Origin of the sequence: Candidatus Paracaedibacter acanthamoebae, from assembly GCF_000742835.1 — a bacterium.
In the GTDB taxonomy this organism is placed as follows: Bacteria; Pseudomonadota; Alphaproteobacteria; order Paracaedibacterales; family Paracaedibacteraceae; genus Paracaedibacter; species Paracaedibacter acanthamoebae.
This window is the reverse complement of the sequence record NZ_CP008941.1, coordinates 841264-866884: the sequence shown is the minus strand read 5'-3', so window position 1 is coordinate 866884 and position 25621 is coordinate 841264. Positions and strand designations below refer to the sequence as shown.

Below are 25621 nucleotides of genomic sequence, written 5' to 3'. Positions count from 1 at the left end.
AGATCTGATCGAAGCGTCCTTACTGTTAAATAGGACAAAGTTATTAAAGTTAATATTGTAACTTTTCTTGTATTTTCACCTTTTTTTGGTGTTTTTTAGTTAAAATGAGAAAAACAATAAAATATAAACCTTTATTAATAATTAAAATAACTAAAGTATATTGAGAGAAGATAGGGATTTATTAAATCAGCTTTTAAATAATAATCTTTTGCGACCCCTTAAAAATATTCTAATCCCCCCTTTCTTCCTTCAGTCATAATTTATAACTTAAAAAATTAATGGAGGTAATCCATGTACTTATTTACCCAGTCTTCTTGGAGATTAAAAATCTTAGGTTTAGGAAATGCGCTTTTTTCTATCATCTCATTGGCTTGTGCTAATGAGGTTCTTGATTGGGCTGAGAGTCAGCAAATACCCAATGCTTCTATGACAGATTCGCCAGCTTTAGCAGGATTTAATGGTAAACTCTATTTGGCCTATCAGGGCGCGGGGAAAAGTGGCCAGCTTTGGTATACTGTAAGCCAGGACGGTAATGCCTGGAATCAAAGCAAACAAATTGGAAACGTTGCTATGTCAGGCTCTCCGAGTTTAGCTGTGCTTAAAGATAATCTCTATTTGGCCTATCAGGGCGCGGGTGAAAGTGGCCAGCTTTGGTATACTGTAAGCCAGGATGGTAATGCCTGGAATCCAAGCAAACAAATTGGAAACGTTGCTATGTTAGGCTCTCCGAGTTTAGCCGTGCTTAATGATAAGTTATATTTAGCATATCACCATAAGGATTCTCACGGCCTCAAGTACACAACAATTGAAAATGGATCTCACTGGGGTAAGCACAAGACAATTCGAGATATTAAATTGTCACGCTCTCCGGCTTTAGTTGCGTTTAATGATGAGCTTTATGTCGTATATCAAGATAACAAGCGTCACGGCTATCTTTGGTATGCAACCACTCGTGATGGAGAAAGCTGGACTCAGCCAAAGTTAATTCCAGATGCTAGATTGTCAGGGTCGCCGGCTTTAGCCGTTTTTGATGATAAGCTTTATGTGGCTCACCAGGGAATGGGTCAAAGTGGCCGACTTTGGTACGCTGCAACAAGTGATGGAGAAAATTGGGCTAAAGGCCACCAAATAAGCGGATCTAATATGTGGAGCATGTCGTGTTCTCCTGCTTTAGCGAGTTTTGGAGATAAGCTTTGTTTGAGCTATGGGGGAGCATTAAAAAATAGTAAGATTTGGTATACTAAAGCTTGTATAAAAGGTTTCTTAAGGGTTTCCTTAAAGGATTTTAATTTTACTTTTCCTAATGGGGGTATGGAGAAATACTTACAAGACAAAAAACAACTAATAGAAATGGTTTCAATTCAACGTTTAGAAGTTGTGGATGATGCATTAGGAGTTAATATTAGTAATATCTATGAGCGTAGTATCGAAGAAACTTTTTCTTGGGAGTTAGCTCAAAAGCTTGGCACTCAGGTCTCTGCTAAGGTTGAATGCGGTTTAGTTGGATTTGTTAAGGATGAAACTAGTGTTTCTGCTTCATTTGAGGTTAGTGCAAATCAAAACTGGTCAACGTCTCGCACAAGAAAGTTTACTGTGACTGCAGGAATGGCACCCACAGCAAAAGGCATCTATGAATTGGGTTTAAGGGTATATTGTGTTAACAATCAGGAATTACCTTTTACAGCGACAGCAAAGCTGACTGCGACGCCGGCCATTTATGGAGGAAAGGATGCTGTTCATCAAACTGATAGAAAATTAAATGCTGGGATTGCTGCAGCCCTATTCGAAAATAGTGGTGGAAAGATGGAAGAAATTACTGAGAGGAATGAGGAAAAAAAATACATAAAGGGTATAATGAAGGGGAAAATGAAAGCTACTTATGGTGTTTTGGAAGAAGTAATAGCAAGAAAAATTAAACCAATAAATTAATCAGAAGAAAGATTAATGGGAAAGAAATCAAGTAGTGGAGTAAAGTAGAAAAGGAAGAAATCAAGCAAAATAATTGTGTTGAAAATTTAATATATCCTGCCCAGGCTTTGGGCAGGGTAAAACAGTCTTTATGATTGCAAAGAGGAGCCCTTAGCTAATCTTCTTATAGAATGGTTAAATTTTGTGGGGAGGTAGCTGTATCTTCCGAATTTCATTAAAATAATTTACTTAGAATTGGGTTTAGGAAAATGTGAAAATAATCCTTCTAAATTTGAATTAAATCTGCTAGCTTTCCAACCATGACGGAAAAACAGCTTATTTCATGGTTAAAACTCGCGCATTGTAAGAATGTAGGACCTGTAACTTTTTGGCAAGCCATAGAAAGGTTTGGTAATTGTGACGAGGCGCTGGCATGGCTTGAAAACAATGGCCGGACAGAGGTTATTCCGACAGATAAACAAGTATATCATCTTGTTAATGAGTGCCATAAAAAGAACGTAACCTTGGTGACGGGCGAAGACCCCCGTTATCCTAGACGATTGAAAGAATTGCGTGATGCCCCTGCTGTTTTGTTTGTGAAAGGTCAAGTGGATATTCTGCAATCTGATATGGTTGGCATGGTAGGGGCAAGGAATTGTTCTTTTATGGCTAAAAAGCATGCCCAGATTCTGGCAGAAAGTTTGGGTAAAGTAGGGCTAACGGTTGTCTCAGGGTTGGCGCGTGGAATCGATCGGTCTGCCCATCTTGGAAGTTTAGAGTCGGGAACAATTGCCGTTGTGGCTGGCGGTGTTGATATCATTTATCCACCTGAACATGAGGAACTTTACCATGACATTCAACGCAATGGATGTATTATTAGTGAAATGCTCATCGGCATGAAGCCATCGTCAAACCATTTCCCACGACGTAATCGAATTATTTCTGGTTTGAGTGACGGTGTTGTTGTGGTTGAGGCGGCGATGAAATCTGGATCCTTGATTACGACTAAGTACGCTCTTGAACAGTCCCGCGAAGTCTTTGCTGTTCCAGGGTCACCTCAAGATCCCCGCTGTCATGGAAGTAACCATTTGCTTAAACAAGGGGCCCATTTGGTGCAAACAGTAGAAGATATTATTCGCGTATTAAAGCCTGAATTTGATTTAAATACCTTGGCAGAGCCAGAAGCTGAACCTTACATTGCCTCGAATAGAGACTTTGCAATTCCGGCCACTCTGAAAGAGGAGATTTTACTCGGATTGAATTATACACCCGTCGAAATTAGTTTTATTGCCGAAGATTTTAGGCTAAGTACCCAAGAGGTTATGGCTATTGTTTTAGAGTTAGAGTTAGAAGGCTTGATTGTTCGTCAGGCAAATGGTACTGTTTCAATTTCTAATCTCGTAGCCTGAATCAGATCTTGCTACTGTTTTGAAAATAAAGCAGAATAATCTTTGGAGGGTTCGATTTTATGAAAAGTGTCGTTGTTGTTGAGTCGCCAGCGAAGGCTAAGACAATTAATCGTTATTTGGGTAATGATTATGTTGTGTTGGCAAGTTATGGCCACATTCGCGATCTTCCTTCCAAGAATGGCTCTGTTGACCCTGCCCATGATTTTAAAATGGTCTGGGAAATGCAAGACCGGGCCAAAAGCAAGGTTAATGATATCCTCAAAGCCGTGAAAGACGCGGATCAGCTTTTACTTGCAACCGACCCGGATCGTGAAGGGGAAGCCATTTCTTGGCATGTGCAGCAAATACTTGCTGAAAAGAATGCGCTACAGGGAAAAGAAGTAAAACGTATTGTTTTTCATGAAATTACCAAGGGGGCCATTCAGAACGCTATTCAGAACCCGCGTGAGATTAACAAAGAGTTAGTGTCTGCTTATTTAGCACGCCGGGCCCTTGATTACCTTGTTGGTTTTACTTTATCTCCTGTTTTATGGCGTAAACTTCCTGGGGCACGATCAGCCGGGCGTGTTCAATCTGTTGCGTTGAGATTGATTGTTGACCGGGAACGGGAAATTGAAGCTTTTCTGACTCAAGAATACTGGTCGATCGAAACTGATATGTTGAATGCTGCCGATCAAGGTTATAAAGCACGCCTCACTTATTTGGATGGGAAAAAGCTCGATAAGTTGGATTTGAAATCTAAAGACCAAGCTCAGGCCGCGTGTGACGCTATCCGCAGCCGTCAATTTTCAATCGACAGTGTTGAAAAGAAGCAAGTAAAGCGCAATCCTGCAGCTCCGTTTACGACCTCCACCTTACAGCAAGAAGCGGCCCGCAAGCTTGGCTTTAGTGCCAGCCGGACGATGCAGATTGCTCAACGCCTGTATGAAGGGGTTGAAATTCAAGGGGGATTGACCGGTTTAATCACCTATATGCGTACCGATAGTATTGCTATTTCAAAGGATGCAATGACTGAAGTCCGTCAACATATTAGTGAAAGCTATGGAGATAAATATCTGCCTAAGACACCGCGTGTCTTTAAAAATAAAAGTAAGAACGCTCAAGAAGCGCACGAAGCCGTTCGTCCGACCTCTGTCATGCGTCGACCAGCAGAAATGCGATCCTTCTTAGATGATAGCCAATTTAAATTATATGAGCTGATTTGGAAACGGACAGTTGCCTCCCAAATGGAGACAGCTTTATTTGACCAAGTGGGGGTTGATATTGTCGCTGATGATCGCCAGGTTATGCTGCGAGCGACGGGATCGACCATGGTTTTTGACGGTTTTATGAAGCTGTACTTAGAAGGTAAAGATGATGGGGCAGGGGATGAGGATGAAGATAAGCTTTTGCCGCCGTTATCAGAAGGCGAATTAGCACGGGTGCAAGAGGTGACTCCGAACCAACACTTTACGCAACCACCACCGCGTTATTCCGAAGCAAGTCTGGTTAAGAAGCTTGAAGAACTGGGAATTGGCCGTCCGTCAACCTATGCTTCTATTATTCAAGTGTTGCAAGATCGGGATTATGTGCATCTTGAAAAGCGCCAGTTTATTCCAGAAGAGCGGGGTCGATTGGTTACCTCTTTCTTGACCAACTTTTTTAAGCGATATGTTGAGTATGATTTTACCGCCAACCTTGAAGAACAGCTTGATGATATTTCGAACGGTGCGGCAGCTTGGAAAGATGTTTTGACGGAATTCTGGTCAGCCTTTAAGCAAACGACCGATTCAACTCAAAGTTTGACAATGACAGAGGTTATTGATTCTCTTGAACAGGATTTGAGCCATCATCTCTTCCAAGGTGATGAAGCATCTCGAGTTTGCCCTCAATGTCAGAAAGGGCGCTTAAGTCTGAAACTCAGCCGTTATGGGGCTTTTCTTGGGTGCTCTGACTACCCAGAGTGTAAATATACAAAACCCCTGAGTATGGATTCTCAAAAGGGGGAAGGCGAGGAAGCGCCGATTGCTATGGATGAACCCAAAGCTATTGGTCAAGATCCAGAAACAGGGGAGGCGATTACCCTGCGCAAAGGTCCGTATGGCCCCTACTTGCAATGGGGAGAAGCAAAGGCCATCAGCCCTGACGAGGATGATACTAAGCCAAAGAAAGGCAAAAAACCGACAGTTAGTAAACCAAAACGGGTGTCATTGCCTGCCGGCTTGAATCCAGAGGCAGTGACATTTGACATTGCGATGAAGTTGAAGTCTTTGCCTAAGGTATTGGGCCCCCATCCAGAAACAGGTGAGATTTTGTCGGTTAGTGTTGGCCGTTTTGGTCCCTATGTGAAATGTGGCAGCATATTTGCCTCGATACCAAAAAATGAGGACATGTTTGCTGTCAATATAGAACGAGCTGTTGAATTAATCACTCAAAAGAAAAATAAACCCCCATCAACTCGGGGCTTTGGTCGCAAAAAATCTTAGAATAGATATTAAGGTTAGGCGCTGTCCTTATATATAAGGGCAGCGTTATCCATAGAATAGAGCGAAAAGGGGTAGCAAAATACCCTCGTCAGATCATTCAATACCCACCCTTATTATTCAAATGCCCTTAGGTGTTTTGTATTTTCTCGCGAATTGCAATAAGTCCAATTATTTAGTTCTTTAGTGCTGTGACATGGCTAGCTGACTTAATATAATAGCCCCAGTATTTTCCTGTGTGTTCTTTTGGCACCGTTTCCACGTTTTGAAATTTTTTTTAGCCTTAGGTGGGGGAGGTATTCAAATCTTGAAAATGCATTCAAAACGTTACTATAAATCTGTATTAATTTATACTGAGTTGGTTGTTACTTCTTCTCAATTAATTGACGTTTATAGAAAGGAGGTTCCCCAGATAGTTTCTGATAGGAGGCCTTTGTATTCAACTTCTACGGAATATCTGTGAGTACGCCAACTGTTCTATAAACTATGGTTTATACCATTTTCTAAGAATGGCAATTAAACAGAGATAAGGAAAACTTAAGGCTAAGAATTGTTAAAGGAATTTGATAGGGAGAGGAAAAGAGGGAGCATGGTACCACTCCCCTAGGTTTTATTTTGTCAAGGCAGGAGATAAAACCATCAAAATTTGACGGCCTTCAAGCTTGGGGGCCTGGTCAACTTTTGCTGTTTCTCCAACGCTGTCTTTGACGCGATTCACCACTTCCATACCCAATTCTTGGTGCGTAATTTCGCGACCGCGGAATCGAATTGCCACTTTGACCTTATTGCCTTCACCTAAGAAACGATGAATAGCCTTAAGTTTAACTTGGAAATCATTTTCATCAATAACCGGACGCATCTGGATTTCTTTGACTTCAATAATCTTTTGATTTTTCTTGGCTTCGACTTTTTTCTTTTGTTGCTCGTATTTGTACTTACCATAGTCCAATATTTTGCAAACAGGTGGTTCAGCATTTGGGGAAACTTCGACGAGATCGAGTCGTGCTTCGACGGCAAGTCTAAGCGCTTCCTGGCGACTTACAACGCCCACCATCTCTCCGTCTGCTCCAACAAGGCGAACCTCGCGGGATGTAATTTCTTGGTTAACTCTAGGTCCATCTTTTGGCGATGGGGCATTATTATTAAAGCGAGATATACGAACTTCTCCATCAAATACATATCGTTGTCCTAACACCACAATATATCATTTCACTGTTTCACACTAGGAAAAATAACGCTAACTGCAAAGTTTAACTTTTAAGGAGAAAGCTTTATTTTGATTTAATTACTGTTTTATACTGAATGCAGGTTCTGGGCGGCTATCTGGAATGGAGTCCCTTTCGACTCATTTTAGAAGAAATAAGGTTCACCACACCCTTGTGGATTAAGGAATACAGAATCGAGTGATAAGAGATATCAGCGGAGGAGGCTGTTATGTTGGTACAATGCCCTAACTGTAAAAGTTTGTTCGACCTGCCACAGGCGAGTTTTACGGTATCGAAATTTCGCTGCAGTACCTGTCAGCATGTTTGGGAAAATCAGCACAAAATACTTTCGATTGGACAGCATAAACCCAACCATATATTCAATTGGATTCTTTTATGGTCTGCCATGGGCGTGATTGCGGTTTCATTGTATATTGGTTATCCGTGCCTCGACGTTTTCTTAGCAGATCTTAAAACTAAGTTTTATAGCAATAATGTAGCCCCTTTTATCTTCAATGAAAGTGATGAGAAAGGCACTATCTCTTCAGAAGGCATTCCTCATATCAGCGAGATGTCGACAGCTTTTAAGGTAAATGAGGTGGATGAGAGAGAAGATCAGAAAGACGAATTAAGCGACCTCTCTAACAGTCATTTCCCATCTAGCGATTCAGAAAAAACCGCATAGGGATACTTCTGCCTTACGCAGTTTGTTGATTTAGGATCAATTTTTATTGGATACTGCAGCAGCACTCCTTGTTACCGCGATTGCTGAGGAGGGGTAAGCAACCCCACTCCCATGATAAAGAGGATTTTTAAAGGATTTATGGCTAATTTTTAAGAAATCCTCTTACATAACTGTTAGTAAAATGATCCCTAATACAACGCGATAGAGGGTAAAGATTCCCAGGCCGTGACGCGTCAGAAAGCTGAGCATAAAGTGAATGGCGGCTAGCCCAAATAAGAAGGATAAGCCGAACGCCATGCCAAAGACGGCGTTAAAAATACTGTGACCTTCTTTCACCGCATCAATGGTGGTTAAAAGGCCTGCACCTAAAATCGCGGGAATGGATAAAAGAAAGGCAAAGCGAGCACTGGTGATGCGATCAAATCCCATGGCACGAGCGGCAGTCATACATATACCGGATCGACTTGTGCCGGGGATTAAGGCAATTGCTTGGGCCAAGCCAATGATAAAGCCTGAGCCCCAGTTAATCTTATCCAGCCCCCATAATTGTGGTCGACGATCAGCAATGTACATTAAAATTCCAAAAACAATGCTGGTTGTTGCAATGAGCTGAATACTCCGCATCATGTCCATTCCCATTTTTTTCAAACTAAATCCAACAATAACGGCAGGAAGGGTGGCTACAATAATGATGAAGCTGAGTTTTGTTTCAGGTGTAAATTTTTCTTGGTTAAACCCCGAGGCAATGTATCTGAAGAAGTGTTGTATTAGATCTTTAATATCCTCGCGAAAATATAAGATAACGGATAACAAAGTGCCAAGATGAACCGCAACATCCATTTCTAAACCTTGATCAGGCCAGCCAAAAAGCTTTGGTATCAAAATCAAGTGACCAGAAGAGGATACGGGTAAAAATTCTGTTAGGCCTTGAATAAAACTCAGGACAAGAATCGCAAGATAAGACATAATAGTAATTAAGGTAATGGAAGTTTATGATAAAACTATCCCATAAATTCTAGAAAGTTAAAAGGTTGTTTTAATGCGCACGCTCTATCAATATATGCTTTGTCCTTTTTCTCGCAAAGTTCGGCTTGTGATGGGGGAGAAACGCTTGGACTTTGATGTAGAGCAGGAACGATTTTGGGAACGGCGTGACGATTTTATGGCGATGAATCCCGCTGGGCAAGTGCCAGTTTTTGTGGATTTAAATGGAACGGTTGTGGCGGACAGTTATGCTATTTGCGAATATTTAGAAGAAGCTTATCCGGAACGATTGTTGCTGGGGCACGGCGTGGCCCATCGCGCCGAAGTTCGTCGTTTAACGGCTTGGTTTGATGACAAATTTGCTCGGGAAGTGAGTTTACCTTTGGTTTTTGAGAAAACCCTGCGGCGATTTATGCGGGATAGTGGACCAACCAATTCCCAGGCAATTCGTCAAGCGAAAGCAGCGGTAAACTATCATCTTGATTATATTTCATGGCTGATCGATCGTCGGCGTTGGTTAGCCGGCGATGAATTATCTTTAGCCGATTTGGCAGCCGCGGCTCATTTGTCGGTTATTGATTACCTTGGCGATGCGCCTTGGGATAAGCACGAGGTTGCTAAAGATTGGTATATGCGGATGAAATCCCGGCCAAGTTTTCGTCCCTTGCTTCAGGATCGTTTAGGAGGATTAGCACCATCTGAGCACTATCAACTGCTCGATTTTTGATAGATAAATATTTGTAGAATTTTCAAAAATAAGTGATTTTTTGAAAAGGGCCATTTCATTTATTGGAAAAATTTTATGAAAAGCCATCCTTACGGAGGAAACTTATCTTACAATTTTAGATAAGGTGAGTGGGATAAAGTATGGCTCAATAAATCATCACTATAAATTAAAATTTTCCACAGCAAATATTATTTAATAAATCTCCTTGAATTATGGTATAAACGTTCTCATATAAAAGGTATACTTTTGTAGGAGAATTTTTTATGAACTTTTTGCGTTCTGCACTTTTAATTCCGAGTTTGATTTCTATGGCTTTTGCTGGCGAAGAAGAAGGGTATTTCTCACCAGCAGCCTTAAAGATAGTGCAACATTTACCAACCCCTCTGCGGAAAGAAGCATTATCTTTTCAATCATGCTGGGAACCTCTTTCTAAGGAATTGTCTAAAAATTACTTTGGACAGTATATAAATACGATAATAAACGAAGATGGGATAGGCAAAAGTCTTAGGGGGGATGAGAAAATGCCATCATATAAGCCTATTTCCTTTAAAAGGAAAAGGATTCAAGAAGATGATTGGCAAGATTTTTGGAGTCACGCGGAGGAAAGATTTCAGGCTTTGGAAGAGCAACGCAATTCTTTTGGTCTTTATTTCTTAGGAGCTTTTACGTTTTATGGCTATGCTTCTTTTCACGAAGAGGAAGGTACTCAACAAGATCCCAAAGAACAGGCTAAAAATCTTTTAAATCAAGCAAGTGAAAAACATTATGTGAGAGCCACACGTTTTATGATCCAAGAGAAATTATGGGATGAGCAGGGATGGAACGACCACCCAATAACTCAACCTATTCTTAAAACGAGAGAATTGGAAATTCTAATGCCTCACAGGATAATCTTTCAACATATTAGGGACAACGAAACAAATGGTTCTATAGCTTGGAAAGATATTAATACTCTTAAAAAATTGTTGGATTTACTTCCCGGAGAACCAGAACAGTATAGACAACTTTTCTCTCTGTGGGCGAAAGATCTAACGTATCGCCTTACTTTATCTAAACAACGGGATTCAATTTCCTTGCCGGCAACCTTATTACTCTCTTCTACTTTTGCCAGTTCACTTGTCTTAGGGGCTAATTCTATATCAAATTTAGATAAGGGGAATAGTGATGCAGAGCCCTATAATCTGACCATAGGGATTACTCAAGGTATGGCCAGTGTCACCGGCATAATAACTGGAATATCAAATGCGCCTACTGTGCTTAATTGGTGGTATGGCTGTACTTTCCAATCCCTGGATGGTCAATGGACGCGACCGTATAAGTTGCCTTTACTGCCTTCATTTTATTCTAATGAAGAAATTGCTAAGCAATCTTCTCTTATCGCATTGTATGGAATTCTATATAATAAGGAAAAATTGGCAAAGATAAAAGCTGTTAGCTCGAGCGCCTTCAAAGACTATAAGGAAAAACTAAGAAATTTGACCTTATCTAATAGGGAAAATCTGGTAAAAGAAGAAATTCTTGAATTAAGTGTATCCACACAATATATGGAAAAACTAAGAAAATTAATCCTTTTTTCTTATCAAGACAATGACGAAGCTTTAAGCACTGTTATTACAAAAAAGGAAGAAGAGAAACATCTTTTCAAACTTTAAAAAGGAGTAAAAACTATGAAGTTAACCACAATAAAATTTATTATATTTTTAGGGCTACTATCAACTATAAATTTTCCAGTTTTAGCAGCAGAAGATCGAGGGGAAAAAATTAGTCTGGCTGAAAAGGTACTAGGCTTAGGTGTTAATAACTTGTTTATGGAGCATCAATTGCCGCAAACTATGGCAGAGTTGGGTGCTGCTGAGGCTGCTTATAATAGAGCAGAAGAAATGCTATGGGATGGCCAAGGAGTAAAAGCTTTACCGTATTTAATTTATGCAGAACATTATATGGTACCTCAAAGCTTTGAAATTCTAAGAAGAGTAAAATCTGGCGTATTTAAGGAAATACCTGAGCCTGTTCGAGCCCAGCTAAAGCAGGCATTTTCTCAGCTTGAAGATAAAGATAAGCTTTATGATATGTACAAAGATTGCTGGAACCGAAATGAAGAAATGTTAAGGAACTCAACAAAATCATCATTTTTAGGATCTCTTACCAAGCTTATTTTGGGTGATAACCCATCATTTCCGCATACTAAACCGATGCAAAGCATTTCTTCAGAAGCTTTTTCCGGTAAACAATCGAAGACATCACCTTATAGTTCCGCCAGAGAAGGAACAGCAGAGGACATGGTTCCCTTATTACCGGGAGATTATGCAAGAAAAATGAAAGAGGAATAACACAGACCTATAAGGAAGATGGCATAGGTAAAAATCTTAGAACTGCCAAGAAAATGCCCTTATATGATCCAGTTCCCTTTGAAAATGTGCAGGTTCAAGGAACTGATTGGGAAGACTTCTGGTTCGGAGCTGGAGAAAAACTTCAGGCTCAGGCTTTAGAAGAGCAAAATAATCCTTTTAGCCTTTATTTCTTAGGGGTTTTTACGTTTTATGGCTATGCTCCCCTCATCAGAGACGCAGATACTGAACAAAACCGCAGGGCTGAAGCTAGACGCCTTTTAAACGAAGCAAGCGAAAAACATTATGTGCGAGCAACACGTTTCATGCTTAAAGAAGAATTTTGGGATACTCCGGAGGGATGGAACGAGCATCCAATAACCAAATCTATTCTTGAGACCAGAGAGTTAGAGATCCTAGAGCCTCACAGTTTAATCTTTCAACATATTAAAATCAATGAAACGAATGGTTCTACATCTTACAAAGATATTAACACGCTTAAAAAGTTGTTGGATTTACTTCCCGGAGAACCAGAACAGTACAACCAGATTCTTTCATTATGGGTAAAAGGTTTAACTTATCGTCTTACTTCATCTAAACACAGAGATTCAATTTCATTACCGGCAACCTTATTACTCTCTTCTACTTTTGCCAGTTCACTTGTTTTAGGAGCTAATTGCATATCAAATTTAGACAAGGGAAACAGTAATAAAGAGCCCTATAATGTGACCATAGGAGTTACTCAAGGTATTGCGAGTGTCACCGGAATAGTAGCAGCAATAGCAAACGCGCCTACCATTCTTAATTTATGGTACAGTAGTGCTTATAAATCCTTGGATGGTCAATGGACATGGCCATATAAGGTGACTTTACTGCCTTCATTTTATTCTAATGAAGAAATTGCTAAACAATCTTCTCTTATCGCTTTGTATGGAGTTCTATATAATAAGGAAAAGTTGTTAGAAGGAGAAGCTCTTGGATCAAGTGCACCTAAACACTATATCGAAAAACTAAGAAAATTGGCCCTTTCTTCCTACCAAGACTATGATCAGGCATTAAGTACTGTTATTACAAAAAAGGAAGAGAAAGATTTTACCATTTGAAGAGGAGTAAATATCATGAAAGTAACCACAATAAAATTCAGTATAAGCTTAGGATTGCTAACTATTCTTAACTTACCTACCTTAGCGTCAGAAAATCAAGATTGGCAGATTGAACTCCAACAAAGAGTACATGGTTTTGGTGTTGATACCTTATTTAGGGAGCATCAATTGCCTAAAACTATAAGAGAATCTTCTTATGCTAAAGAGGCGTATAATAAAGGGCGAAGAATGTTAATGGATAAAGAAGGAATAAAAGCTTTGCCGTACTTAGCTTATGCAGAACATTATATGGTAGCAGAAAGCCTTACAGCTTTAGAAAGGGTTGGAGCGGGCTTTTACGAAAAAATACCTGAGAATATTCAAACTCAGATAAAGCAAGCATTATCGAGTTATAATAGTGAATTTTCTAGATACAATAATCAAGGCTCTATTTTTAAAATGTACCTTAATTATTGGAATAAAAATGAAGAATTGTTAATAAATTCACAAAAATCATCATTCTTTGGATCTCTTGGTAAGCTTATTTTTGGTGATGCGCAAGGTGAAAAAAGCAATTCATCAAAAGCCTTTTTTGGTGACCTACACAAAAATCCCCCTCTTCGTTTCAGTAGAGAAGGAACTGCAGAGGATCTAATTCCATTGTTACCTGGGGAGCGTGATGGAAAAATAAAGAAAGAGTGATGTCACAGCACTGTTATTAACCTTAGAGGTTTACTCTTTCTCACTTCCACAATAAGTATTGTAATACTAACTAAAAAAAAGATTGTAAATTTGTAAAAGGTGTAAAGCATGAGGCTGCTCACAATAAAATTCAGTATAAGCTTAGGATTTCTAACTATTCTTAATTTACCTACCTTGGCGGCTGAAAGTCAACAATGGGAGATTGAACTTCAGCAAAAGGTATATGGCTTTGGTATTAAGACTTTGTTTATCAACCATCAATTGCCTAAAAATATGGAAGAAGTCGGTGATGCCGAAGCGGCTTATAGTAAGGCAGAAAGAATGCTCAGCGATAAACAAGGGGTAAAGGCTTTGCCGTACTTAGCTTATGCAGAGCATTATATGGTACCAGACAGTATTAGAGTTTTACGGGAAATAGCGTGCGGAGCATACAGAGGGATACCTGAGAATATTCGAGAGCAGATAAAACAAAAATTATCCAAGTCTGACGGTGTATTTTCTGGGCGTGATAATCAAGTTTCTCTCTTAAAAATTTACGTTGATTACTGGGATAAAAACGAGAAAAATTTGAGAAACTCTCAACAAACTTCTTTTTTCAACTCTGTTAAGAAGCTTATTTTGGGTGATAACCCATCATTTCCGCATACTAAACCGATGCAAAGCATTTCTTCAGAAGCTTTTTCCGGTAAACAATCGAAGACATCACCTTATAGTTCTACCAGAGAAGGAACAGCAGAGGATATGATTTCCTTATTATTGGGAGATCTTGAAGGAAAAATAAAGGAAGAGTAATCTCGCAGGATTATAGTTAGAGTTAAGATGGCCGAGAATCACTTAAACCCATGGCTCGCTTCATGAAAAATCGCTTTAACGGCGGGATTTTATTGACCACACCCAATCCCATACTGCGAATTGGCTTTAGAATCTTTGAGTCGTTGCTATAAAGACGGACCATACCATCTGTCATGGCAAAGATTGAATAGGTGTCAAAACGGCGGGAGCGTTGGTAGCGTTTAAGAGCAGTCATATTACCTAAATCAAGCCCAAGTTTTTTATTTTCCGTTATAATTTGAGTCAAGGCTTCAGCATCGCGCCAACCAACATTTACCCCTTGTCCAGCCACGGGATGGCAGACATGGGCGGCATCCCCTATAATGACGAAGCGATCATCGATAAAGCGATCAACCATTTGAGCAATTAAAGGATAAGACCATACCTGAGTAAAGAGTTCCATTTTCCCCAGGTGCGGGAATAGGTGTTCCAGTTGGCTGGCGATCGCGTCCGCAACAGCGGCTGTCCAAGTATCAGCCTCGGCCGTGGGAAGGGTCCATACCACGCCAGAGCGATGGCGACCATCCTCGCTATCTTTCATGGGGAGAAAGGCCAAGGGACCAGAGGGATGGAATACTTCCCAAGCTACATTGTGATGTGGTTTTTCATGGTAAAGGGAAAAGACGAGTCCTTTTTGATCATAAGTGAACTGTTTCTTCTTGATCCCTGCTTCATCACGGCTTAAGGAATGGCGGCCTTCGGCGCTGATAAGCAAGGGTGTATGAATCTCTAGACCATGGTCGAGGTAAACAATTGCCTTGGATGAGCTTATTTTCTTCGCCAAAACTTTCGTTGGCGCCTGCCAATTGATATGAGGATGGGTGAGAGCTGCATCAAAAATGGCTTGGCGGATAAAACGATTCTCGACAATATAGCCCATGGGGGCTGACCCTAAATCCCGATGATCGAATTGAATCGACCAAGGTTGATTGCCTTCATATACCTTAATAAAATCAATGCGGGCCGCATGGCTGGCCATCTTATCCCACAGATCGATGGTCTGGAAAAATTGGGCAGATGCAAGATTGACAGCCGTAGTGCGACCATCAAGTTTCTGATTCAAAAGGTTTTCAGGCGTTTCTATATCAATCACCGTTGATGTGATACCCTGTTTCGCCAGCGCCAATGCCATAACACCCCCAACTAAACCGCCGCCAAGGATACAAACATCTGATTTTTGCATGAATTCACAATTTATTCTGATCAAATTTATCTCTTAGAGTAGCCTCTATCCTTGATGCTTGCAATGTATGTGTTGACGCAGAGATGTAATTAGGTTTTCTAACAGTTAAATGAGGGGGGGGAATAGTTTAACTTTATCCTCTTGCCTACTCATTGCTGAAGCTTTTATTCTTACTAATGTAAAAAATAGTAATTTATCGACAGGGGGAGAAATCGTAAAATGTATCAAATGATTAGTAGGTATTATTTCATTTTTCTAACAATAGGGATAAGCATGGCTAAAGATGAAATTATACATCACTCTAAAATGGTGACGTTGCCAAAAGCAGTGGTGGAACAAGATGCTTTTAACATTGATACTCTTGAGGTTGTAAATTTTCCTCTTTCCGTGTCAGATCGTCATAAATTGAAAGATTTAATGCAGCATCCTGTCGTTTATAACACTGATGAGAATAAAAACGCGCAGTGCCATTATCAATTACATCATCCTGTTCCTGAACTTACTTTTCCTTTAAATGAAGAGGATAAGACAAAGCTTCTGAGATTATTGGCTGCTTTTTTAGTTACCCCCAACTGTGCGGGTTTAGCAGCGCCTCAAATAGGTATTAATAAAGCGGCTTTAATCTATAGAATTGAGGACGATACAAAAGATTTACGAAAAGATTTTACTCATTCTGTCCCTATTACACTTTTGCTTAATTCTCATTATGAAGCTATTACTGATGAAAAAACCACCGATTGGGAAGGATGCTTTTCAGTAGAAAATAAAATGGGAGAGGTGGATCGTTTCAAAAGCATAAAGGTAACAGCTTATAATAGTGAAGGGCGACTGCTTGAATTTGATGCGACAGGCTTTGAAGCTCGTTTAATACAGCATGAAACAGATCATAATCATGGCATCCTTTTTATTGATCGCTTCCAAGATCACAATAAAAGAGGTTCTTATGAGGAAATGAGACCACTTCGAATAAAAGATATCGAAAAGTGGAAAAACGCCACTGTATCTGAGAAGAAAGAAAATATAGAGGAAAAGCATAATTAAGGAAAGAGCGTAGTGGGGCGGAATTATCTCGCTCCCTTTTCCCGGCCGAAGAGCCGGGAAAGTAGAAGGAACGAGCAAGCTCGCCCGAGAAAAATAACTTTCTTTCCGGGCAAATGCAACGCGACCCAGAAACCATACCGGCGTCTGTTTGATGGTAAGGCTTAGGAAAGCATCGCTGTGATAAAGCCATACTGCCCCAAAAGAGAGGCATGGATTCCGGCTCAAGGCCGGAATGAGGGAGAATGCTCCGTTATATATTCTCTTGTCGGGGTGGCCGGTTGCCTGGAAAAAAAGGCTCTCTTTTCCCGGGTCAAGTCCGGGGAAGATTTTTGATAGAGGTTCCTTTTCGCGGCCAAAGAGCCAGGCACTCGAAGGGATAAGTGGTAGTTCATGGCCTTTTGATCCCCTTAAAGATATTCAATCTTCATAAGAATAAACTCATAAGTTCCGCTCAATTTCTAAGAGTTTTTGTTTGCGATTTATGCCCCAGCGATAGCCAGCGAGACCACCATCAATTTTAATCACCCGATGACAGGGGATAACAACAGCTAGAGCATTGTCGCCACAGGCTCGTCCCACAGCGCGGACATGATTGGGTAACCCGAGTTGACGGGCAATATCAGTGTAACTAACGGTTTGTCCTACCGGGATTTGCTGAAGAGAAGACCATACTTTTCTTTGAAATTGTGTGCCTCGAATATCAAGCGTCACAGCTAGAGGAAGGCGAGGGTTATTAATGAAATTGATGATAGTATTGGCTGGTTTTTCTAAGGCTTGGGGAGCTTCCTGTACAGTCGTTTTTTTAAAGCGATGACGCAGTCTTTCTAAAAGAAAAGCAGGGCTATCATCAATAAAAATAGCGCAGATTCCCTTATGGCTTTGGGCAATTAAGACGGACCCCAAAGATGTCTGTTTGATTGTGTAGTGAATAACTTCTGTCATAGTAGACTCCTTTCTTAGGTTGTACCAGCTCAATATAATCAATTGTTTTTTTAAAAACTCGCTATTTTCGGACGTGATAGGAACATTAATTTTAATGTCCGAAAGTGGCTAGAACAAAATAAAAAACCTGTTATATAGATTAGTATGATGCAAAACAATCCTTCCTATTATAATGCTTATCTCTCGCGCGATCCTCGGTTTGATGGCATCTTCTTTATTGGAGTAACATCGACGGGGATTTATTGTCGACCCATTTGTCCCGCCAGAACCCCTAAAGAGGTGAACTGTCAATTTTTTGATAATGCAGCCTTAGCGGAAAAACATGGATTTCGACCTTGTTTAAGGTGTCGCCCAGAATTAGCTCCTGGTAATGCGCCAATTGATGATGCTCATCGAATCTGTCATCTTATTGTCGATCGCTTAGATGAAGGGATTATTGATAATTCAATCTCGTTAGAAAGTATTGCGGCTCAATTTGAGCTTAGTTCTCGGCAAATTCGGCGCATCTTTCACAAGGAGGCGGGTGTATCGCCAATTGAGTTTCTTCAAACACGCCGGCTCTTACTGGCAAAGCAACTGCTGACTGAAACTAATCTTGCTATTACAGAGATTGCTTTTGCGAGTGGTTTTTCCAGTTTGCGCCGCTTTAATGATGCTTTTGTGAAGCGTTATAGAATGCCCCCCTCCAGACTGCGTAAGAGTAATCCAGAAGTGGTGGGGCCTGGCGATACCTCAGCGGTGCAATTATCGTATCGACCACCTTATGACTGGACGGGAATCCTAAAATTTCTGAGCTTGCGGGCCCTTAAAGGAGTTGAACTTGTCACGGCAGAGAGTTACGTGCGTACCATACAATTAAAAGAGTGTAGGGGGTGGATTCATGTACGTCAGAGTACCGAACAAGATGTCTTAATTTTAGAATTTAGCCACAGTTTAACGCCAGTGTTGCCAATTCTTTTAAAGCGGATAGGTAATTTATTTGATCTTACAGCTCGCCCCGCTTTAATTTCTCAGCATTTACGTCAGGATACCCTGCTTCAAGCCGCTGTCGATGTGAATCCTGGCTTGCGGGTTCCGGGTGCTTTTTGTGGGTTTGAGTTGGCTGTCAGAGCCATATTAGGACAACAAGTGACTGTGAAGGCGGCAACCACATTGGCGGGGCGGTTTGTGCAGCAATTTGGCCAAGAAGTGGTGACTCCTTTCCAAGAATTATACCGCTTGGCCCCCACGCCTGAGCGTATTGCCATTGCCAATAGGGACGATATTGTTAAGCTTGGGATCATTCCAGCTCGGGCTAATACTATCCTTGCCTTAGCCCAGGCATTTGCGTCTAAAACTTTAAGAATAGAAGGGGGGATGCAGCCTGAGCAAGTTATGCACCAATTAATGACAATATCCGGAATTGGCCGCTGGACAGCCCATTATATTGCGATGCGGGCGTTGCGATGGGCTGATGCTTTCCCTAAAGAGGATATTGCAATTAGAAATAATTTAGGCGGCATCACCGCAAAGCAGGCTGAGAAATTATCGCACGCTTGGCGCCCCTGGCGCAGCTATGCTGTCTTCCATATTTGGGGTGGGTTATCATAGCCTGAAAAAAGAAGCTTGCAGTCTGTCAATTTTAAAAATCTTTTAATAATTTTTTTGAATTTAAATACTTATGTGTTTTTTTAGTTTGAGGATGAAGGCTAATAAAATTACTGCCGAGGGTATTAAAAAAATTACAGGTTTAAAGGCACCGTCAACTTAACTAATAAAGGGTAGAGTGCGGTTGCGAACTGCCAACTTTAGACAGAAAGAAGCTGTAGAGCCGCCTCCAGCCAAATGGCCTGGGCAGCAGAGAAAGCAAGTCGTTGATCTGGTGCTTTATTCTTATACCGACTACCTTCCACTGAAAAGATATTGCGTGCCTTCTCCATCAGGGACAATAATCTCTGAACTCCAGGAGCAGGCTTAAATTTTATCAAGCATTTTTCTTTACGGCGAGTCGGTTGATGGGCGTTCTCAATACGATTGTTGAGCCGCTTGTGGGTCCTGTGATTTGCTTTACCGCACATGAATTGGATCGGCTTTACACGGTAATAAAGCCATACGGCTTGGCTGATTATCGAGACTGGGAAGCGGTGACGTTTGGGAGCTTTGTTTAAAGACATGACGGAATCATACCAAGTTTATTTTTTCCTTACTTTATTCCTATTTTGCTCCTTTGTTAAGTTGACGGTGCCCCTTTGACAGCAAGTACGCTTGTGGCTGCGGTGGGGGACGGAAAAATCTTTCAAAAAGCCCGCCAACTTTCAGCCTTCTTGGGGTTAGTCCCGCGCCAGTCTTCCAGCGGCGGTAAACAAGTTCTTTTAGGTATTAGTAAAAGAGGCAATACCTATATTTGAGGTTTACTAATCCATGGAGCTAGGGCTGTACTCAAGCAGGCCTCTTCAAAGACGACAAAGTTCAGTTTATGGCTAAAAAACCTTCTTCAAAGACGAGGCTATAATAAAGCTTGTGTGGCGTTAGCTAATAAGAATGCTCGTATTATATGGGCTCTTTTAACCAAAGGGACAGCTTACCAAATAAACGTATAGACTAAACAAGATATAAAAAAATTCCCTTTCATAGAAATTACTATAGGTGAAAATGAGGACGCACAAGGATAAACCGCTCTATATAAGCTCTTGTATCGTCATGGCAATTGTTTAATTTGCCGACAACTTGATTGAGCCATGTCTTATTGGAATGGAGTCTTTTTATGTACTCCTTATTTTGACACTCTTGCTCCCAGAATTTTATGCTACCGTTTGAAGTCAGAGACCTCTAGTTTTTTGTCAACTCATCCCTCCCATTGAGGATGGGGTTTTCCAGTTAGAGCTAAATATTTCTTCATAAGTGAGCTCACATAATTTGCTGCACGTGCTAGCTCCCCCTCCAATCCCTTCAACTGCTTATTCAATTCTCCATGCAGGGCGCGGTAATGCCTCTCGTGCTTCCACTTTTTGCATGAATCGCCATACCCATGACCGCTACAGCACGCACAATATTCTCCATAACCAGATGCGTCCCCTATGTCTCTCCCATAACCCTCGTAGAATCTTTCCAAATTGCTCTTCGCATTAGCATGAGCATCCACGGCTCCTTTAATTCTCTCCTCTAGGGCGGCTAAAGTTCCTTGGTTACGGGTGCTATCATACACATATCTCATGATATACATCTTACCTTCCAGATCTTTCGCTATTAACTCTTGGTACTCAAGAGGTTGGTCATCCATAGGATTACTAAATACGAAAAATATTTTTTCATCTGTTAAAGGATAGTTAGTTCCACTGTTGCCGTCAGTACACCCTAAGTGGACTATTTGCTCTAGATCTCCGGGTTTTTGCTGCACGACACTATAAATTTCAGAAGGCACACCAGGCCAATTCTTGACTTGATGGGTTGGAAATTCTTCATACGTGACCTTTGACGTTATCTCAGATTGGGCCAGCCATTTATGACAATAAAACTTTTTTGATCTATCCCTTTGAAAAACTTTTTCTTCAATCATGCGGTGAGGAAATATTTGTTGAGGAGCCCCGATGAGATAAGGCTTCTTATTGAGATAAAGGATGCCGCCAAGAGTTGCCGTTGTTGTATTCACATTGCCCCTTTGAGACACATAGGCAACATTGGGACGACAACTATCGGGGATCATTTTGGTATTATCAACCATATGGGTTCCAATGAAACGATAACCTTCGGGCGGGAGGAAAAACAAATGCTGCGCCAAAGACGGAGCTGACTTTTGCAGATCAATACGAAAATCATAGGTAATACCAACCTGATTGATAAAATATCCCTGGTTCAACCAATTTGTAAATTGTGCGTAGTTACCAAAAGATGCTGGTTTATCGGGCAAGACACACCTCAAGGGCGTCGATTCGCAATCAACTTTAACTTGCAAGTGAACAGCCGGATGGTTTGTTGGGGAAGATGTAAAATCTGTGAGAAAAAGCCGAACGGGAACTTCTAGTTGTTCCTGATCAGTAGGTTTTTTAAGGTCTTTTAAGTCCATACTTATTTTAAGAAGAACATTGGCTCCCGTTCCCAGAGGAGCTTCCAGTGTATCACCAACTCCCTTGGCCAGTTGCATTACTGATGGTTTTTTTTGTTCCCCAAGCGTAGATAAGCTTTCCATGCCCTGAACCGCTTCGGGCATTGAACACATTAGGGCGACAAAAGCAGGTAAGATAAGGGGCGTTATTTTTTTTCTCATAAAAATTCTCTTTAAGGTTAAGGCTAAAAAATTAATGATGTTTTTTGGTTTAAGTATCCTCCCTCTTACCCTGCATTCTCATAGCAGAGAGAGGAATCAGCAAGCCTAAACATCTTAGGCGAAGAGCCGCATAACAGGATAACTTTTTGTATGATACACCATAATAATTTCCTTATTGGTATTGATAAGGTGATTAAAGTGAGAAGAAGAATAGCTTTTCAACGAGAAATGTTAATTAAATTTATACCTGAATTTACAATTTAGGGGTTAAACAAGCTGGCGTGGTGTTTCTGGCCAAGCAAACAAGGATCCTATTTTCCTGGGGGTGCGATGCCGCAGGGAAGGCAATTTACAGCTTCCCTATAACCGGCAATGGCACCGTCAACTTAACTAATAGAGGGTAGATTGAGGGGGGGGGAACTGCCAACTTTAGACAGAAAGAAGCTCTAGAGCCGCCTCCAGCCAAATAGCCTTGGCGTCAGAGAAAGCAAGTCGTTGATCTGGTGCTTTATTCTTATACCGACCAACTTCCACTGAAAAGATATTGCGTGCCTTCCCCATCAGGGACAATAATCTCTGAACTCCAGGAGCAGGCTTAAATTTTATCAAGCATTTTTCTTTATGGCGAGTCGGTTGATGGGCGTTCTCGATACGATTGTTGAGCCGCTTGTGGGTCCTGTGATTTGCTTTACGGCACATGAATTGGATCGGCTTTACACGGTAATAAAGCCATACGGCTTGGCTGATTATCGAGACTGGGAAGCGGTGACGTTTGGGAGCTTTGTTTAAAGACATGACGGAATCATACCAGGTTTATTTTTTCCTTATTTTATTCCTATTTTGCTCCTTTGTTAAGGTGACGGTGCCGTTCTGGGTTCTAAATATTAATTGGAATTAACAAAATTGGGGTTATCAAGACTCAAGTTCCGCATTAACGTGCGTAAGGTTTTCATAGTCCCAGGCCCATATTTATCAGTCCAGCCGTAATGAATATCGACGAGAGCCTTAATGTTATGCCCAGGGGTCTGAATGCGGGCATGGGACCCACCGTTTCTTTCAACTTTGATACCAACAGCTTCTAACAAGTCTTTTATACGATTAAATGTCATTTTATAAGCAGGGGCGTTTTCATCCAGAATCTCCTGTAATGTTTGATACTGCCCGGCACTCAGAGTGATAGGTTGGTCTGGCTGGAATTCTATCTGCGTTCCCTCATTTGCTCTAGCTTCCACTGCCGCCTGAGCTTTTAATTTTGTTTCAGCATTCCTCTGCTGGTCCTTATGGCTCCAACCACCTTGGGGTATGGTCGGCTTAATAGGTTTCGCAGGCTTGAACTTAACCTTGGTGGGTGAGTGAGGGTTGGGTAAGCTAGGGAAAGCCGAGATTGAATTAGGGAGAGAGTGAACCTCAACCTGCTCAGCCTGCCCGGTTGATGGCGTAACCTTAGCATGAATTATCCTTGTACTTGACGAGGCCTGAGCCTTGTTCTTGGCATTTTGCTTCCCTTTTAAGCCTTTAGTGACTTTCTTTTTATTATATTGCAAGCGTTTAACCTCCGCAGGCAAAAAGGAATCGTCTTTTTCGGCAGGTTCCTTGGCTAGTGATGCATATAAGACATTAAAAAGTTTGGTATATTCTCTGGGAATAACGGGGATCATTAATTCTTCATATTTACGAGTCAAATAATTATATACGCTCTTAGGCCTAACTTCACGAGTTCTCAATTCCCATGTTGTATCAGGATCATAGGGAACACGGATTTGTCCTGCTAAAAATTGCATGAGAGCATAGTCTTGTTTGATAAGCCAGCCTTCTCTGATTGGTAAGTCTTCCTGGTTGATTGCGTCGACCTCCATAAAACAGTTCTGGGAAATATGAGGAAAAAGAGCATATAGATGCTCATCAAATAGGCGGAAATTTGTTATGGAGTGTAAGGAAAGGAATCTACCATAACCGAATAAGTTACTAAGCTTAAGGAATTTCGTAACAGAGGGAGGGCAATTATCCTCCATCCTTCTCTCTTCACGAATCATCAAACTTGTTGTTCGACTGACCATCATTCTTTCAAAAAAGTTATCCAAGGTATACTTGGGATCATCTAAATCCCTCAGGAAATCGCCCATTGTGATAATCGAGCATTCATAGCTCTTTATATTGAAGTTTAATCTGTCAATAATTCCCGCATCATCAATTTCACTAAACCAAGGATGTAAGCTTTGCAGATTGGTATAGTTCTGGGCGCTTGCTTGTTGGCGCAATTGTTCCAAGAAGGTCTTCTGGTCTTTTAGATATAGTTTACATGCTTGGTATATTTCTTTTGCCTGCTCTTTATGTTGTTCTATCAGCGGAATTGGAGAGGCTTTATCCAATTTAAAATACCGTTGCGGACTGAAGACGAAACTTAGATCATCCTGGGAAGATGAAGCGTTTAATGCCAATGAGGAAGATAAAGCTGCTGGTAGATGGTCCGTAAAGTAAAATTGTCCATAACTTCCGCTTACAGCATCGGTCTTTTCCATTGCAAAAGAACAGGTCAACATTAGAACGGAGGAGATAAACTTCAATTTCATAGTAAGCCTTTTTTATTTTTAGGAAATTGTAACATTAAATGTTTTATAGAAAGAGAACGCACCTCTGTCAAACTCTAAAATCCGAGTTTTAATGCCATAAGCCACACATAGAACTCATTGCTAGTTTTAAATATTAGGAAAATTTGTGTTTAGCCCTTTGTTTAGAAGGAGTTAGATCGTAAAGTTATTTTTTTAAATCTATCCTAATTCAAATTGAGTAAGAATGGCTAAAAGCAAGAAATATCAAAGCATTCCGGCTATCTTGGAGGAGGATGAATTCAATGAATTTGTCTTACCTCATTTAACCAAAGGGTCAAGAGGCCCTAACACAAAACTCACCTTTCATCGTCTCTTCAACTGTTTATTGAAGCTCATGCATACAGGATGTCAGTGGGAAGAGCGGCACCGTCAACTTAACTAATATAGAGGGTAGATTGAGGGGGGGGGGAACTGCCAACTTTAGACAGAAAGAAGCTGTAGAGCCGCCTCCAGCCAAATAGCCTTGGCGTCAGAGAAAGCAAGTCGTTGATCTGGTGCTTTATTCTTATACCGACCAACTTCCACCGAAAAGATATTGCGTGCCTTCCCCATCAGGGACAATAATCTCTGAACGCCAGGAGCAGACTTAAATTTTATCAAGCATTTTTCTTTACGGCGAGTCGGTTGATGGGCGTTCTTGATACGATTGTTGAGCCGCTTGTGGGTCCTGTGATTTGCTTTACGGCATATGAATTGGATCGGCTTGACATAGCTTTTCAATTTGTCGGTAACAATAACTCTTGGGGCTGGGTACGTCCCCAATAATCGGCTTAGGAACCTGATAGCTGATTTTTTATTGCGGCGTTTTTGAAGAAAAACATCGAGCTCCATTCCGTCTTGATCGACGGCTCTCCATAAGACAAACAACTCTCCATTAATTTTAAGAGCCATTTCATCCAGATGCCATTTATCACTCGGTTTTCTCTCACGCTTCTTTATGACATTTATAAAATGAAGAGCGAATTTAGTGCACCATTTCCTGACTGTTTCATGACTCAGGGTAATTCCTCGAAAGGCTAGTTGTTCCTGGACATCTCTATAACTATGATTGAAACGGTAATAAAGCCATACGGCTTGGCTAATTATCGAGACTGGGAAGCGGTGACGTTTGGGAGCTTTGGTTAAGGACATGACGGAATCATACCAGATTTATTTTTTCCTTACTTTATTCCTATTTTGCTCCTTTGTTAAGTTGACGGTGCCCAATACTGTTATATAAGTTTTATATTCTCAAAATTTCTCCTTGAAAAATGTAAACCTGTTTCCCATATCTAAGTAGCA

Annotated in this window: 21 protein-coding genes and 2 pseudogenes; 14 read left to right on the top strand and 9 right to left on the bottom strand. The window is 40.9% G+C overall.

What is annotated here, in order from left to right; all coding sequences use genetic code 11:
- The first annotated feature begins 291 nt into the window (after positions 1 to 291).
- From ID47_RS11615 to topA, 3 genes are all read left to right on the top strand, one after another.
- A complete protein-coding gene (locus tag ID47_RS11615; RefSeq protein ID WP_051908553.1) occupies positions 292 to 1929 on the top strand; it encodes an exo-alpha-sialidase in 1638 nt (545 codons plus the stop codon).
- Between the two features lie 299 nt (positions 1930 to 2228).
- Positions 2229 to 3317: a DNA-processing protein DprA gene (gene dprA / locus ID47_RS03990; protein ID WP_051908551.1), complete on the top strand. Its 1089-nt coding sequence runs from the start codon at positions 2229 to 2231 to the stop codon at positions 3315 to 3317.
- Between the two features lie 59 nt (positions 3318 to 3376).
- Complete coding sequence (gene topA, locus ID47_RS03985) at positions 3377 to 5782, top strand: type I DNA topoisomerase (RefSeq protein WP_038464132.1); 2406 nt, start codon at positions 3377 to 3379, stop codon at positions 5780 to 5782.
- Positions 5783 to 6389: 607 nt separating this feature from the next.
- Here the strand turns inward: topA and infC are convergent.
- Positions 6390 to 6935, bottom strand: coding sequence for a translation initiation factor IF-3 (gene infC / locus ID47_RS03980; protein WP_038467064.1), 546 nt, complete (start codon positions 6933 to 6935; stop codon positions 6390 to 6392).
- A 278-nt stretch (positions 6936 to 7213) separates the two neighbouring features.
- Here infC and ID47_RS03975 point away from each other — a divergent pair, with 278 nt between their 5' ends.
- Complete coding sequence (locus tag ID47_RS03975; RefSeq protein WP_038464129.1) at positions 7214 to 7669, top strand: zinc-ribbon domain-containing protein; 456 nt, start codon at positions 7214 to 7216, stop codon at positions 7667 to 7669.
- 162 nt (positions 7670 to 7831) lie between these two features.
- Here ID47_RS03975 and ID47_RS03970 read toward each other — a convergent pair whose 3' ends face one another.
- Positions 7832 to 8635, bottom strand: a complete 804-nt coding sequence (locus tag ID47_RS03970; RefSeq protein ID WP_038464126.1) for an undecaprenyl-diphosphate phosphatase — start codon at positions 8633 to 8635, stop codon at positions 7832 to 7834.
- A gap of 73 nt (positions 8636 to 8708) precedes the next feature.
- Here ID47_RS03970 and ID47_RS03965 point away from each other — a divergent pair, with 73 nt between their 5' ends.
- The 6 genes from ID47_RS03965 to ID47_RS03940 all read left to right on the top strand — a co-directional run bounded on the left by ID47_RS03965 (position 8709) and on the right by ID47_RS03940 (position 14283).
- Positions 8709 to 9380 (top strand): glutathione S-transferase family protein, encoded by a 672-nt coding sequence (locus ID47_RS03965; protein ID WP_038464122.1) that lies wholly within the window; start codon positions 8709 to 8711, stop codon positions 9378 to 9380.
- Between the two features lie 263 nt (positions 9381 to 9643).
- Positions 9644 to 11032 carry a hypothetical protein gene (locus ID47_RS03960; protein WP_038464120.1) on the top strand — a complete coding sequence of 463 codons (1389 nt, stop codon included), beginning with the start codon at positions 9644 to 9646 and terminating at the stop codon, positions 11030 to 11032.
- A 15-nt stretch (positions 11033 to 11047) separates the two neighbouring features.
- Positions 11048 to 11710, top strand: a complete 663-nt coding sequence (locus ID47_RS03955) for a hypothetical protein (protein WP_038464117.1) — start codon at positions 11048 to 11050, stop codon at positions 11708 to 11710.
- A 53-nt stretch (positions 11711 to 11763) separates the two neighbouring features.
- Complete coding sequence (locus ID47_RS03950) at positions 11764 to 12810, top strand: hypothetical protein (protein WP_038464114.1); 1047 nt, start codon at positions 11764 to 11766, stop codon at positions 12808 to 12810.
- Positions 12811 to 12825: 15 nt separating this feature from the next.
- Entirely contained in the window at positions 12826 to 13491 is a 666-nt protein-coding gene (locus tag ID47_RS03945) for a hypothetical protein (protein ID WP_038464111.1), read from the top strand.
- 108 nt (positions 13492 to 13599) lie between these two features.
- On the top strand, positions 13600 to 14283 hold the full coding sequence (locus ID47_RS03940) for a hypothetical protein (protein WP_038464108.1): 684 nt from the start codon (positions 13600 to 13602) through the stop codon (positions 14281 to 14283).
- A gap of 22 nt (positions 14284 to 14305) precedes the next feature.
- Here the strand turns inward: ID47_RS03940 and ID47_RS03935 are convergent, their stop codons facing one another.
- Entirely contained in the window at positions 14306 to 15505 is a 1200-nt protein-coding gene (locus tag ID47_RS03935; protein ID WP_051908548.1) for an FAD-dependent monooxygenase, read from the bottom strand.
- Between the two features lie 273 nt (positions 15506 to 15778).
- Between ID47_RS03935 and ID47_RS11610 the strand changes: the two genes are divergently transcribed.
- Positions 15779 to 16546 carry a peptide deformylase gene (locus tag ID47_RS11610; RefSeq protein ID WP_051908546.1) on the top strand — a complete coding sequence of 256 codons (768 nt, stop codon included), beginning with the start codon at positions 15779 to 15781 and terminating at the stop codon, positions 16544 to 16546.
- 438 nt (positions 16547 to 16984) lie between these two features.
- On the opposite strand, the pseudogene ID47_RS13845 reads toward ID47_RS11610, so the two are convergent.
- A pseudogene (locus ID47_RS13845) lies at positions 16985 to 17263 on the bottom strand (methylated-DNA--[protein]-cysteine S-methyltransferase); the annotation flags it as partial.
- A gap of 369 nt (positions 17264 to 17632) precedes the next feature.
- Between ID47_RS13845 and ID47_RS03915 the strand changes: the two are divergent.
- Positions 17633 to 19078, top strand: a complete 1446-nt coding sequence (locus ID47_RS03915; protein ID WP_198022341.1) for a DNA-3-methyladenine glycosylase 2 family protein — start codon at positions 17633 to 17635, stop codon at positions 19076 to 19078.
- Between the two features lie 197 nt (positions 19079 to 19275).
- On the opposite strand, the gene ID47_RS13840 is transcribed toward ID47_RS03915, so the two are convergent.
- The gene (locus ID47_RS13840) at positions 19276 to 19641 is read right to left on the bottom strand and encodes a hypothetical protein (RefSeq protein ID WP_198022340.1); all 366 of its coding nucleotides are present in this window, start codon (positions 19639 to 19641) and stop codon (positions 19276 to 19278) included.
- Between the two features lie 72 nt (positions 19642 to 19713).
- On the opposite strand from ID47_RS13840, the pseudogene ID47_RS13420 reads away from it, so the two are divergent.
- Positions 19714 to 20067: pseudogene (locus ID47_RS13420) on the top strand (transposase); the annotation flags it as partial.
- Between the two features lie 245 nt (positions 20068 to 20312).
- Here ID47_RS13420 and ID47_RS03900 read toward each other — a convergent pair.
- The 3 genes from ID47_RS03900 to ID47_RS03890 form a co-directional block, all read right to left on the bottom strand.
- Positions 20313 to 21731 (bottom strand): hypothetical protein, encoded by a 1419-nt coding sequence (locus tag ID47_RS03900; RefSeq protein WP_038464098.1) that lies wholly within the window; start codon positions 21729 to 21731, stop codon positions 20313 to 20315.
- 429 nt (positions 21732 to 22160) lie between these two features.
- Positions 22161 to 22526 (bottom strand): hypothetical protein, encoded by a 366-nt coding sequence (locus tag ID47_RS13145; RefSeq protein ID WP_198022338.1) that lies wholly within the window; start codon positions 22524 to 22526, stop codon positions 22161 to 22163.
- Positions 22527 to 22615: 89 nt separating this feature from the next.
- Positions 22616 to 24301: a hypothetical protein gene (locus tag ID47_RS03890; RefSeq protein ID WP_038464095.1), complete on the bottom strand. Its 1686-nt coding sequence runs from the start codon at positions 24299 to 24301 to the stop codon at positions 22616 to 22618.
- A gap of 223 nt (positions 24302 to 24524) precedes the next feature.
- On the opposite strand from ID47_RS03890, the gene ID47_RS03885 reads away from it, so the two are divergent.
- Complete coding sequence (locus tag ID47_RS03885; protein WP_038464092.1) at positions 24525 to 24722, top strand: hypothetical protein; 198 nt, start codon at positions 24525 to 24527, stop codon at positions 24720 to 24722.
- 38 nt (positions 24723 to 24760) lie between these two features.
- Here ID47_RS03885 and ID47_RS03880 read toward each other — a convergent pair whose 3' ends face one another.
- Positions 24761 to 25471: an IS6 family transposase gene (locus tag ID47_RS03880; RefSeq protein WP_038464090.1), complete on the bottom strand. Its 711-nt coding sequence runs from the start codon at positions 25469 to 25471 to the stop codon at positions 24761 to 24763.
- Between the last annotated feature and the right edge of the window lie 150 nt (positions 25472 to 25621).

Bases quoted from the DNA above. Each gene is read 5' to 3' on its own strand.
- ID47_RS11615 (WP_051908553.1), top strand. From the start codon at position 292: ATGTACTTATTTACCCAGTCTTCTTGGAGATTAAAAATCTTAGGTTTA.
- dprA (WP_051908551.1), top strand. From the start codon at position 2,229: ATGACGGAAAAACAGCTTATTTCATGGTTAAAACTCGCGCATTGTAAG.
- topA (WP_038464132.1), top strand. From the start codon at position 3,377: ATGAAAAGTGTCGTTGTTGTTGAGTCGCCAGCGAAGGCTAAGACAATT.
- ID47_RS03975 (WP_038464129.1), top strand. From the start codon at position 7,214: ATGTTGGTACAATGCCCTAACTGTAAAAGTTTGTTCGACCTGCCACAG.
- ID47_RS03970 (WP_038464126.1), bottom strand. From the start codon at position 8,635: ATGTCTTATCTTGCGATTCTTGTCCTGAGTTTTATTCAAGGCCTAACA.
- ID47_RS03965 (WP_038464122.1), top strand. From the start codon at position 8,709: ATGCGCACGCTCTATCAATATATGCTTTGTCCTTTTTCTCGCAAAGTT.
- ID47_RS03960 (WP_038464120.1), top strand. From the start codon at position 9,644: ATGAACTTTTTGCGTTCTGCACTTTTAATTCCGAGTTTGATTTCTATG.
- ID47_RS03955 (WP_038464117.1), top strand. From the start codon at position 11,048: ATGAAGTTAACCACAATAAAATTTATTATATTTTTAGGGCTACTATCA.
- ID47_RS03950 (WP_038464114.1), top strand. From the start codon at position 11,764: ATGCCCTTATATGATCCAGTTCCCTTTGAAAATGTGCAGGTTCAAGGA.
- ID47_RS03945 (WP_038464111.1), top strand. From the start codon at position 12,826: ATGAAAGTAACCACAATAAAATTCAGTATAAGCTTAGGATTGCTAACT.
- ID47_RS03940 (WP_038464108.1), top strand. From the start codon at position 13,600: ATGAGGCTGCTCACAATAAAATTCAGTATAAGCTTAGGATTTCTAACT.
- ID47_RS03935 (WP_051908548.1), bottom strand. From the start codon at position 15,505: ATGCAAAAATCAGATGTTTGTATCCTTGGCGGCGGTTTAGTTGGGGGT.
- ID47_RS11610 (WP_051908546.1), top strand. From the start codon at position 15,779: ATGGCTAAAGATGAAATTATACATCACTCTAAAATGGTGACGTTGCCA.
- ID47_RS03915 (WP_198022341.1), top strand. From the start codon at position 17,633: ATGATGCAAAACAATCCTTCCTATTATAATGCTTATCTCTCGCGCGAT.
- ID47_RS13840 (WP_198022340.1), bottom strand. From the start codon at position 19,641: ATGTCTTTAAACAAAGCTCCCAAACGTCACCGCTTCCCAGTCTCGATA.
- ID47_RS03900 (WP_038464098.1), bottom strand. From the start codon at position 21,731: ATGAGAAAAAAAATAACGCCCCTTATCTTACCTGCTTTTGTCGCCCTA.
- ID47_RS13145 (WP_198022338.1), bottom strand. From the start codon at position 22,526: ATGTCTTTAAACAAAGCTCCCAAACGTCACCGCTTCCCAGTCTCGATA.
- ID47_RS03890 (WP_038464095.1), bottom strand. From the start codon at position 24,301: ATGAAATTGAAGTTTATCTCCTCCGTTCTAATGTTGACCTGTTCTTTT.
- ID47_RS03885 (WP_038464092.1), top strand. From the start codon at position 24,525: ATGGCTAAAAGCAAGAAATATCAAAGCATTCCGGCTATCTTGGAGGAG.
- ID47_RS03880 (WP_038464090.1), bottom strand. From the start codon at position 25,471: ATGTCCTTAACCAAAGCTCCCAAACGTCACCGCTTCCCAGTCTCGATA.